The organism is Devosia sp., assembly GCF_040509215.1.
Taxonomy (GTDB): Bacteria; Pseudomonadota; Alphaproteobacteria; order Rhizobiales; family Devosiaceae; genus Devosia.
Genome location: NZ_JBEVLL010000008.1, coordinates 1 through 10,067 on the forward strand (window position 1 = coordinate 1; position 10,067 = coordinate 10,067).

8 protein-coding genes, 1 tRNA gene and 1 riboswitch are annotated in these 10,067 nt (G+C 61.7%); of the genes, 3 read left to right on the forward strand and 6 right to left on the reverse strand.

Annotation, left to right across the window (positions count from 1 at the left end):
- The 5 genes from ABW043_RS00380 to ABW043_RS00400 all read right to left on the reverse strand — a co-directional run.
- Positions 1-415 (reverse strand): ABC transporter permease (locus ABW043_RS00380; RefSeq protein ID WP_353919267.1); only part of this gene is annotated, 415 nt, incomplete at its 3' end.
- Positions 416-425: 10 nt separating this feature from the next.
- Entirely contained in the window at positions 426-2,183 is a 1,758-nt protein-coding gene (locus ABW043_RS00385; protein WP_353919268.1) for an ABC transporter ATP-binding protein, read from the reverse strand.
- Positions 2,184-2,247: 64 nt separating this feature from the next.
- A complete protein-coding gene (locus ABW043_RS00390; RefSeq protein WP_353919269.1) occupies positions 2,248-3,852 on the reverse strand; it encodes a peptide ABC transporter substrate-binding protein in 1,605 nt (534 codons plus the stop codon).
- A gap of 524 nt (positions 3,853-4,376) precedes the next feature.
- A tRNA-Gly gene (locus ABW043_RS00395) sits at positions 4,377-4,450 on the reverse strand.
- Between the two features lie 107 nt (positions 4,451-4,557).
- Positions 4,558-5,661, reverse strand: coding sequence for a 2'-deoxycytidine 5'-triphosphate deaminase (locus ABW043_RS00400; protein ID WP_353919270.1), 1,104 nt, complete (start codon positions 5,659-5,661; stop codon positions 4,558-4,560).
- Between the two features lie 79 nt (positions 5,662-5,740).
- Positions 5,741-5,816, forward strand: a riboswitch (SAM riboswitch).
- A gap of 39 nt (positions 5,817-5,855) precedes the next feature.
- On the opposite strand from ABW043_RS00400, the gene metZ reads away from it, so the two are divergent.
- Together metZ and ABW043_RS00410 are read left to right on the forward strand one after the other, a co-directional pair.
- Positions 5,856-7,061: an O-succinylhomoserine sulfhydrylase gene (metZ, locus tag ABW043_RS00405; RefSeq protein ID WP_353919271.1), complete on the forward strand. Its 1,206-nt coding sequence runs from the start codon at positions 5,856-5,858 to the stop codon at positions 7,059-7,061.
- Between the two features lie 74 nt (positions 7,062-7,135).
- The gene (locus ABW043_RS00410; RefSeq protein ID WP_353919272.1) at positions 7,136-7,957 is read left to right on the forward strand and encodes a transporter substrate-binding domain-containing protein; all 822 of its coding nucleotides are present in this window, start codon (positions 7,136-7,138) and stop codon (positions 7,955-7,957) included.
- On the opposite strand, the gene ABW043_RS00415 is transcribed toward ABW043_RS00410, so the two are convergent.
- A complete protein-coding gene (locus tag ABW043_RS00415; RefSeq protein ID WP_353919273.1) occupies positions 7,954-8,367 on the reverse strand; it encodes a tellurite resistance TerB family protein in 414 nt (137 codons plus the stop codon). The genes ABW043_RS00410 and ABW043_RS00415 overlap by 4 nt on opposite strands.
- Before the next feature lie 144 nt (positions 8,368-8,511).
- On the opposite strand from ABW043_RS00415, the gene ABW043_RS00420 reads away from it, so the two are divergent.
- Positions 8,512-10,067 (forward strand): lysine--tRNA ligase (locus tag ABW043_RS00420; RefSeq protein WP_353919274.1); only part of this gene is annotated, 1,556 nt, incomplete at its 3' end.

Consider the following 10,067-nt stretch of genomic DNA (forward strand, 5'->3'; position numbering starts at 1 on the left):
CCAGAGTCGCCAGGGTCGATGCCAGGTAGTCGATCCAGGTGTTGCGATTGAGGGCAGCAGCCATGCCAAGAAGGATGCCAAGCGGGGCGCCGATGAGAACGCCGGTTCCGCCAAGGATGAGGCTCGGGACCCAGGCACGCGAGATCAACTGGACGACCGTTTCGCCCGGACTCTGGAAGGGCACGCCGAAATCGAGGTGCAGCACGCCCCACATGTAGTTGAAATATTGAACATGCAGTGGCTGATCGAGGCCCCACTGGGCCATCATCTTGGCGCGCACGGCTTCGGAAACCGGCATGTCATTGGCATCGAACGGCCCACCGGGGACCGAGTGCATCATCAGGAAAATGATGATCGACACCACAATGAAGGTGAAGGCAACCGAGAGAATGCGACGGATGATATGGGCTGTCATCGCGGTCTCCTCAGGTCGTCACGATCGCCTCGACCCGGTGGCCCGGGGCGATGGTGACCAATTGCGGGTCGGCATTGGGCGCCGACCCAGTCTGGATAACGGTGTAGCGCGGCGTCCGCGCCTTGATCTCTTCGGCTGAGAGAAAGGTGCGCAGACGCTTTTCCCGCGGATTGGTCGCCGGAATGGCATCGAGCAGCGCGCGTGTATAGGGGTGCTGCGGTTCGGCAAAGAGGCGCTCGGTCGGCGCTTCCTCGACGACACGGCCGCGATACATGACGACGACGCTGTCGGTCAGCGATTTCACCGTCGACAGATCGTGGCTGATGAAGAGGATTGAGAGCCCCAGTTCGGCCTGCAGCTGTTTCAGAAGATTGATGATCTGAGCCTTGACCGTCACGTCGAGCGCCGAGGTCGGCTCATCGGCGACAAGCACGGTGGGTTCGAGGATCAGGGCGCGGGCAATGGCAACACGCTGGCGCTGGCCGCCCGAAAGCTCATGCGCATAGCGGCTGCCGAAATTGCGCGGCAGGCCGACGCGTTCGAGCCAGTTGAGCGCCTTCTCGGTCTGTTCTCGCGCGGTGCCCAAGCCGTGGATATGCAGCGGCTCGGCGATGATCTGGGCCAGCGTCATCATCGGGTCGAGCGCCGAATAACTGTCCTGAAAGACAATCTGCATGCGCCGGCGAAAGGGAATGAGCGCGGCGGCATCGAGCCCGGAAATGTCGGTGCCATTAACCAGGATCTGGCCGCGGCTCGGTTCGGTCAGGCGCATGGCCATGAGACCGGTCGTGGTTTTCCCCGATCCGGATTCTCCAACGAGGGCGACGATACGATTGCGCGGCAGCACGACATCGACGGTCTGCACTGCCTGAAACTCACCCTGCACGACGCGAAAGCCGCTGCGGCGGCGGGTGTGATAGGATTTGGCGAGGCCACGCAGCTCAAGCGCCGGCGCCACGGTATCGGGCGCGGCCTTTGAAGGCTCGAAGCGAGAATGGAGGCTCGCCAGCAGCGTCTTGGTATAGTCGTGCTTGGGCGCCTCGAAGACGTCGGTCACTGCGCCTTCTTCCATGATCTCGCCGCCATACATGACGACGACGCGGTCCACCGTTTCGGCGATGACGCCGAGGTCGTGGGTGATCATGATCAGCGCCATGCCGAACTCGGCCTGCACCTTCTTGATGAGCTGAAGAATTTGCGCCTGGATGGTCACATCGAGCGCGGTGGTGGGCTCGTCGGCGATAAGAAGTTTTGGCCGGCATGACAGCGCCATGGCGATCATGGCGCGCTGCAGCATGCCGCCGGAAAGCTGGTGCGGATAATAGCCAAGTATATCGGCGGCGTTCTTGATTTCGACGCGCAACAGCAGCTGCTCGGCTTCGGCCAGAGCCTCGCGCTTGCCGATCTTGCGGTGCGCCTGAATGGTTTCGGCGATCTGGTGGCCGATGGTGAAGACCGGATCGAACGCGGTCATCGGGTCCTGGAAAATCATTGCCGCGGAGCGACCACGGAGGCGGGCTAGGTCTTCCTTATTGGCCTTGAGCACATCGACGCCATCAAGGCGCAGCGTGGTCGCTTCCACTTCGGCCGTCGCGGGCAGGAGGCGCAGCAGGGCGGAGCAGCTCACGGATTTGCCGGAGCCGGATTCCCCGACAATGCCAACGCTTTCGCCTTCATTGACGCTAAAACTGACATGGCGCACAGCGTCGACCTTGCCGCCATATTGGCGAAAGCTGACGCGCAGGCCTTCGATTTCGACGAGAGGCATGTATTGGCCCTTGGTAGAGGACGCCTCCCGGCAAAGGCCGGGAAGCGCGTGGGTCGAAATGGGGCTACTGCTTGGTGATGTGCGTGAAGAAGTAGTGGCCGAGACGATCGAGCTGGGTGAACCCGAGCGAGTTCGGCGCAACGCCATCGCCGGTCAGCTGGTCGGAAACCACGGCAATGGTCACCGGATGCACCAGCGGCACGATCAGGCCCTGGTCGATCATGAGCTGCTCAGCTTCCGCATAGAGCTTGTAACGGGTGTCCCAATCGCTTTCGCTATCGGCCTTGGCGATGATCTCGTCATATTCGGGAATGAAATAGCCGTGGCGGCCACCATTGTAGAAGATGCCGTAGAAGTTCGACGGATCGAGATAATCGTATTCATAGGGAGCGATGAAGATATTGTTCTTCTTGCCGCGCAGGCCATCCATCCACTCCGGGCCCGGGAGGGCGCGGATGTTGAGCGAGATGCCAAGCACTTCCTTGAATTCGGCCTGCAGGTACTGCGCCATGGCCGGGACGATGGCGCCGTTATAGCCGCCTTCTTCGCGATACCAGATTTCGACTTCGGGGAATCCTTCGCCATTGGGGAAGCCGGCATCAGCCAGGAACTGCTTGGCCTTTTCGGGATCAAAGACTGCTTCGGCAGCGATGTCCGGATTGTACCCAGGATAGCCGGGCGGCAGGATCGAACCGGCCGGAATGGCGATGTCCTTGAGTACAGTCGAGGTCAGCTCGGCGCGATCGACTGCATAGTAGAAGGCGCGGCGAACGTTGACGTCATTGAACGGGGCAGCATCGAGATCGTACGAAATGTACGAGGTCGCAAAAACAGCATTCTTGCGGATGCCATCGGGGTAGCGCGCGGTAGCGACCGGCACCTGTCCGGTGTTGAGGAAGGAATAGTCGGCATCGCCGGCGAGGAAGGCGGGGAGTCCGACTTCGGGGGCGTTGAGCGTCGGATCGAGCTCGAGGCGATCGATCAGCGGCGACCATGGGCCGGTATAGGTATCGGACTTGGTGAGGACCACCGAGTTGTTCGACTTCTCCCAGCTCTCGATCTCGAACGGGCCCGACGAAACGATGGTGGCGACATCGAGTGCCCAATCGTCGCCGAGTTCATCGACCTTGTGCTTGGGCACGGGGTACCAGAGGCTGGTGACGGATGGCAGGTAGGGTTTTGGCGCGACGGTCGTCACTTCGATGGTGACATCGTCCACGGCCTTGAGGCCCAGGGTCGACACATCCGCCGTGCCTTCGGTGACCTCCTTCCAGCCCTTGATGCCGCCGGCAAAGTCCCAGTACCAGGCAAAGTCGTAGCCGGAGGTGGCTGCGCGCTGCAGTGCGAAGACGAAGTCTTCGGCGGTCAGCGGCTCGCCATCGGACCAGACGAGGCCGGGGCGGAGCTTGAAGGTCCAGGTGAGACCATCCTCGGACTGGGTCCAGCTTTCGGCCGCCATCGGCGTCAGCTCGAACTCCTTGTCGAAGGTCGCGATCGGGATCTGCAGCAGCTCAGAGCCGGTGCCGCGATCGTAGACGGTCTTCATGTAGTCCATGTAGGTGCCGGCGGTACTGCCGCTCGGTGCCACCACGGTGGTTTGTGCCAGCACTGGCGCGGACAGCGCCGTTGCGGCCACCATGATGCCTGCCAGTCTCACAAGTGCATTCATAGAGCTCCCTCCTTGATAAAGAGCCAGATGGACGTTCCCTCATGCGCCGTTACGTGCAGGGTCTGGCCCGCCGGAACGGTCACTCTCTTTGGCGCAAGGCCCCCTCAGGCCAAGCGCTGCGACGGCTCGGTTTCCCCTCAAATCCGTCTAATGACATATGTCTGACAAATACGAACAAGCTTGGCAAGGCGTGATCGCGACAGAAGTTGGGCATCGGAAATTTGCCGTTCTGCCAGGCATGAAAGTGCGTGCCGCTGCGGTAATTGCCGCGTCGTCGATGCCGAAATTCTCGACGCCCGGCGTTATAGGGCAGTGCCCAAGGACGCTTCAGAGCCAGCCAATCGTAGAGCGAGATGCCCGTTTATGGCAGCGCGCCCTTTGGGCGCAATGCCAGTCGGCATCGAGATGGTCGGTTGAGGTGAAAGCGAGCAGGGGCAACGTTACGCCGATTAGGCGCGCTGAGAGCTAGATCCCTGTAAAACCAGGAGAAACTAGACCATGCTGCATATTGTTGAATGTGGAACTGGAGCGGGTGAAGGGAATCGAACCCTCGTCATCAGCTTGGGAAGCTGCTTCTCTACCATTGAGATACACCCGCATTCCCGGAGCGTTCCAGGAAAGTGGCGGCCGCTTTTCCGGTTCGGAAATACGACAGCCAGTTCGCGTCACTAGATGCTGGAAATTGCGCCCAGCGTCAAGCCGCCCTCAGGGGTACGGCTTGAAGTGTTTGGAGAGTTTCAGCGTCTGCGCCTGATAGTTCGAGCCGAGCGCCGAGCCATAGAGGCGGTCCGGCCTTTCGGCGAGCTTTTCGTAGATCAGCCGGCCAATGCTCTGCCCGTGCCCAAGGAGGAACGGCACCTCGCGGCTGCGCACTTCGAGCACAGCGCGGCTGCCCGTGCCGCCTGCCGATGAGTGGCCGAAGCCGGGATCGAAAAAGCCGGCATAGTGCACGCGGAACTCGCCCACCAGCGGATCAAACGGCACCATTTCGGCCGCATGGCTTGGTGGCACATGCACAGCCTCGTGGCTGACGAGAATGTAGAACTCGTCCGGATCGAGCGTCAGTTCGAGCTGGCCGCGATTGTAGAGCGGCTCCCAGAAATCGAGCACATCGAGCCCGTTCTTCTTGTCCACATCGACAACGCCGGTATGGCGCTTGGAGCGGAAGCCGATCAGCCCGTTGCGGCCCTCGCCGCGAAGGTCAATGGACAGCGCCACGCCTTCGCCCACCGGCTGGTCGCCACCGATCACCAACGTGTCGCTCGCATGCAGCGCCTGATGCTCGGCCGAAGAAAGCCGCGTGTCGCCGCAGCGGAAGCGCATCTGGCTCAGTCGCGAACCGGTCCGCACCAGCACCGGAAAGGTGCGCGGGCTGACTTCGAGATAAAGCGGCCCCTTGTAGCCAGCCGGCATCTGGTCAAAGCCACGTGCGCGATCGCCAATGACGCGGGTAAAAACGTCGAGCCGCCCAGTCGAACTCTTCGGATTGGCCGACGCGCTCACCTCTGCCGGCAGGTCGAGGCTTTCCTGCAGCGGCACCAGATAGACGCAGCCGCGCTCCAGCACCGCCCCGCGCGTCAGGTCGATTTCATGCAGTTTCAGCGCCTCGATGCGCTCGGCCATGGAATGGGCCGGCCCCGGCAAAAAGCTCGAACGCACCCGATAGGCAACATCGCCGAGCCTGAGATCAAGGCTTGCCGGCTGCACCTGATCGGCATCGAATGGCTGCGCCGTCGCAATCGCGCCTTGCGCATGGAGCTTTTCGATCAATCGTGCAGGGAAGACGCCTTGCGGCCAGGCCTCTGCCATGGTGCGGTGCTCCGGCAAATCAGGGGTCGCTCTCCCTAGCAAAGCCTGAACATTGACGCCACCGGCCAATTGCGGTTTAGTCGTTTCCAGTGGTGATTTGGCCGGTCGCTTGCAGCCACTTAAAACAAATTGCTAAAGACCGTTGGTAACCGGCCGCCACTTGCGTGCCGGTTTTTTTGTTTGAAGGCGAAGCGATGTCTAAAGATAAAAATCCCCTCCTTGATCCCACGCGGCGCTCGGCAGCGACGCAGATGGTCCACGGCGGGGGCAAGCGTTCGCCCTTCAACGAAACCAGCGAAGCGCTTTTTCTCAATTCGGGCTATTCCTACCCAAGTTCGCAGCATGCTGAAGATCTGTTCCTCAACAAGATCTCGGGCCACAATTATTCGCGCTTTGCCAATCCCACCGTCGACATGTTCCAGGAGCGCATGGCCCTGATCGAGGGCGCAGAAGCGGCTCGCGGCTTTGCCTCGGGCATGGCCGCCGTCACCAATGCGGTGATGAGCCAGGTCCGCGCCGGCGACCACATCGTCGCCGCCCAGGCGCTGTTCGGCGGCTGTCGCTATGTGGTCGAAGACTACGCGCCGCGTTTTGGCGTTGAATCGACGCTGGTCGATGGCCGCGACCCCGAAAATTTCGCCCGCGCTATGCGTCCGAACACCAAGGTCGTCTTCATCGAGACGCCGACCAATCCAACGCTCGAACTGGTCGACATCAAGGCCGTAGCCGAAATCGCCCACGCCCATGGCGCCAAGCTGATCGTCGACAACGTCTTCTCGACCGCGCTCTACCAGAAGCCCCTTGAACTCGGCGCCGATCTCGTCACCTATTCGGCCACAAAACATATCGACGGGCAGGGCAGGGTGCTCGGCGGCATCGTTCTGGGCTCGAAGGCCATCATCGAAGCCGACGTCCACACCTTCCTCCGCCAGACCGGCGCCACGCTCAGCGCCTTTAATGCCTGGGTGCTGCTCAAGGGGCTGGAAACCTACGCCTTGCGCATTCGCCAGATGACCGACAGCGCCGAAAAGATCGCCGAGGCCCTTGCCTCCCACCCCAAGGTCAATCGCGTCATCTATCCGCACCACAAGAGCCACCCGCAATACGATCTGGCCAAGCGCCAGATGAGCCGCGGTTCGACCCTCCTTGCCCTCGACCTCAAGGGCGGTCAGGAAGCGGCATTCACGCTCTCGGATTCGCTGGCAGTGGTGCTGATCTCAAACAATCTGGGCGATGCGAAATCGCTGATCACCCATCCGCGCACCACCACCCATGCGCGCCTCACCGAAGAAGTGCGCCTCGAAACCGGCGTCACCCCGGGCCTCCTGCGCCTCTCGGTCGGCCTCGAAGATGCCGATGATCTGATCGCGGATCTGATGTACGCGCTCGATCAGGTGTGACATCAGGTAGTCGCTGACACGCGCCGCCCTCGGGCTTGCTCCGGGGGCGAGACGGTGAACATGGAAAGGCCGACGTGAACACTTTGTCTTCTCTGCGCCACGCGCTTTTGGCGTTCTGTCTCCTCGCCACCCCCGCGCTCGCCCAGCCGCTCCCCTATCATTCCGATCCCGATGCCCGCGAAATCCTGCCCCTGCAGGGTTCCGTCCCGGCCATCCGCTTCCTTACGACGGCCGATTTCCCGCCCTTCAATTTTCGTGACACCAATGGCGAGCTGATCGGCTTCAATGTCGATCTCGCCAAGCGCATTTGCGCCGAGGTCAACATTGCCTGCACCCTGCAGGCCTGGCCTTGGGATCAAGCCGCAAATGCCCTCGCCGATGCCCAGGGCGATGCTCTCATCGCCGGCCTCGCCGTCACGCCCGAAAACGGCGAAAAGTTCGATTTTTCCTCGACCTATCTCGCTCTGCCCGGCCGCTTTGTCACCCGCACCGACGATGTCGCCAGCTTCTCGGTCGCAAACCTTTCGGGCAAAACCGTCGCCATCCGCGCCGGCAGCGCCCATGCCGATTTCATGGCCCGCTATCTGCCTGGTGTGACAACCGAAGCCTTCAATTCCGAAATCGAAGCGCTAACAGCCCTGCGCGATGGCAAAGTGGACACCTATTTCGGCGACGCCATGCGCTCAGCCTTCTGGCTCAACGACAATCCCGCCTGCTGCTCCTTTGCCGGCGAGCCCTATTTCCGTCCCGAACTCTTCGGGGAAGGCCTCACCATTGCCGTTCCCGCCGGCAACGACGCCGCCCGCCACGCCATCGACTGGGCCCTGGTCCGCCTCAAGGAAAACGGTGCGCTCGACGAACTCTACCTGCGCTGGTTCCCCGTCGGGTTCTACTAGTTCGGCATCCGGCGGTGACGCGCCCGCGCCGCTACTTCAATAGCCGCGGTGGTCAGGCGATCGATCGACAGCTTGTCCCGCAGCATTTCGAGATAGCGCAGCTCTTCCTGCTCGAGATGCAGATCGACAGACGTGATCTCGACCGCCAGCGCATAGGCCGTGTCTTCCAGCTTCTTCGGCAGCGCCGCCAGCGCATTGTCGACCACTCGATCAAGGCCATCCGGCCCGTTGAGCAGGTCAGCACATTCATTGGCGACCTCGGTCAGCCGCGACTTGTCAAAGCCTTCGAATACCGGCAGCCGGTCGATCAGCGCCTGGATGCGGATCAGCTCGCGTTCGGTCATCGTGCTGTCCGAAGAGGCAGCCACCAGCATCAGGTGAATGAGAGCGTCGTGGGCAGAGATGGTCATGGCGCCTTCCAGCAATGGTAAGTGCTTCAAAAACTAGGGTGCGCCGCCCGCTTTCGCAACCACCTGCGACATTGACGTAAGCCAAGGGGAATGCGACACCGCCATTCTTCTACCTTCCTGTACCACCCGAAAGGCCATTGCCCAGTGTCGCCCGCTGTTTTGCCCGCCCTCGATCCGTCGTTCTTTGAGCCTGCGCAGTCCGCTCGCGCCTGGCCGTTCGAAGAAGCACGCAAGATCGTCAAACGGCTGGAAAAGTCGGGCAAGGGCGAGGCCCTGTTCGAGACCGGCTACGGCCCCTCGGGCCTGCCCCATATCGGCACTTTTGGCGAAGTGGCGCGCACAACCATGGTCCGCACCGCCTTCCGCCTGCTCACGCGCGATGAAATTCCGACACGGCTCCTGTGCTTCTCGGACGATCTCGATGGCATGCGCAAGATCCCGGATACCGTCCCCTCCAAGGAGGCGATGGAGCCGCATCTGCAAAAGCCGCTGACCTCGGTTCCCGATCCCTGGACCAACGAATATGCGAGCTTTGGCGACCACAACAACGCCATGCTGCGCCGCTTCCTCGACACCTTCGGGTTCGACTATGAATTCGCCAGCGCCACCGATTACTATCGGAGCGGCAAGTTCGACACCGTCCTGCGCCTCGCCGCCGAGCGCTACCAGGCGATCATGGATGTGATGCTGCCGACCCTCGGGGCCGAGCGTCAGGCGACCTATTCGCCCTTCCTGCCGATCTCCCCGATTTCCGGCCGCGTGCTCTACGTGCCGATGAAGGAAGTCAACGCCAAGGATGGCACCGTCACCTTCGCCGACGAAGACGGCCGCGATACCACCGTTCCGGTCACTGGCGGCCACGTCAAGCTGCAGTGGAAGCCCGACTTCGGCATGCGCTGGGCCGCACTCGGCGTCGACTTTGAAATGTTCGGCAAGGACCACCAGACCAATCAGCACAACTACGACAAGATCTGCGCGATCCTCGGCGGCACTCCGCCCGAGCACTATGTCTATGAGCTGTTCCTCGATGCTGAAGGGCAGAAGATTTCCAAGTCCAAGGGCAATGGCCTGACCATCGACGAATGGCTGACCTATGCGCCGACCGAAAGCCTCGGCCTCTACATGTTCCAGAAGCCGCGCGTCGCCAAGCGCCTGCATTTCGACGTCATCCCGCGCGCGGTAGACGAGTATTTCGCCCATGTCGCAGCCTATGAAAAGCAGGATGCGGCCGCGCGCCTCGAAAACCCGGCCTTCCATGTCCACTACGGCAATGTGCCCAAGGTCGACATGCCGGTCACCTTCGCGCTGCTGCTTAACCTCGCTACCGCATCCAACCCGGAAACTCCGGAAGTCATGTGGGGCTATATTTCGGCCTATGCGCCGGGCGTGTCGGCCAAGACGCATCCGCATCTTGATGCGCTTGTAGGCTATGCCATGCGTTACTTCCGCGATTTCGTCGAGAAGACCTATCGTGCGCCCGACGATGTCGAGCGTGCTGCGCTCGAGGCGGTTTCCGCTGCCTTCGCCGAACTGCCGGCCGACGCCAGCAACGAGACGATCCAGAATGCGGCGCTCGACGTCGCCCGCACCATCGAGCGCTATCAGGATCACACGAAGAAGGGCCCCACTGGCGGCCCCGGCGTGTCCGGCGATTTCTTCCAGATGCTCTATCAGGTGTTGATCGGCCAGGAACGCGGCCC

Bases quoted from the DNA above. Each gene is read 5' to 3' on its own strand.
- ABW043_RS00385 (WP_353919268.1), bottom strand. From the start codon at position 2,183: ATGCCTCTCGTCGAAATCGAAGGCCTGCGCGTCAGCTTTCGCCAATAT.
- ABW043_RS00390 (WP_353919269.1), bottom strand. From the start codon at position 3,852: ATGAATGCACTTGTGAGACTGGCAGGCATCATGGTGGCCGCAACGGCG.
- ABW043_RS00400 (WP_353919270.1), bottom strand. From the start codon at position 5,661: ATGGCAGAGGCCTGGCCGCAAGGCGTCTTCCCTGCACGATTGATCGAA.
- metZ (WP_353919271.1), top strand. From the start codon at position 5,856: ATGTCTAAAGATAAAAATCCCCTCCTTGATCCCACGCGGCGCTCGGCA.
- ABW043_RS00415 (WP_353919273.1), bottom strand. From the start codon at position 8,367: ATGACCATCTCTGCCCACGACGCTCTCATTCACCTGATGCTGGTGGCT.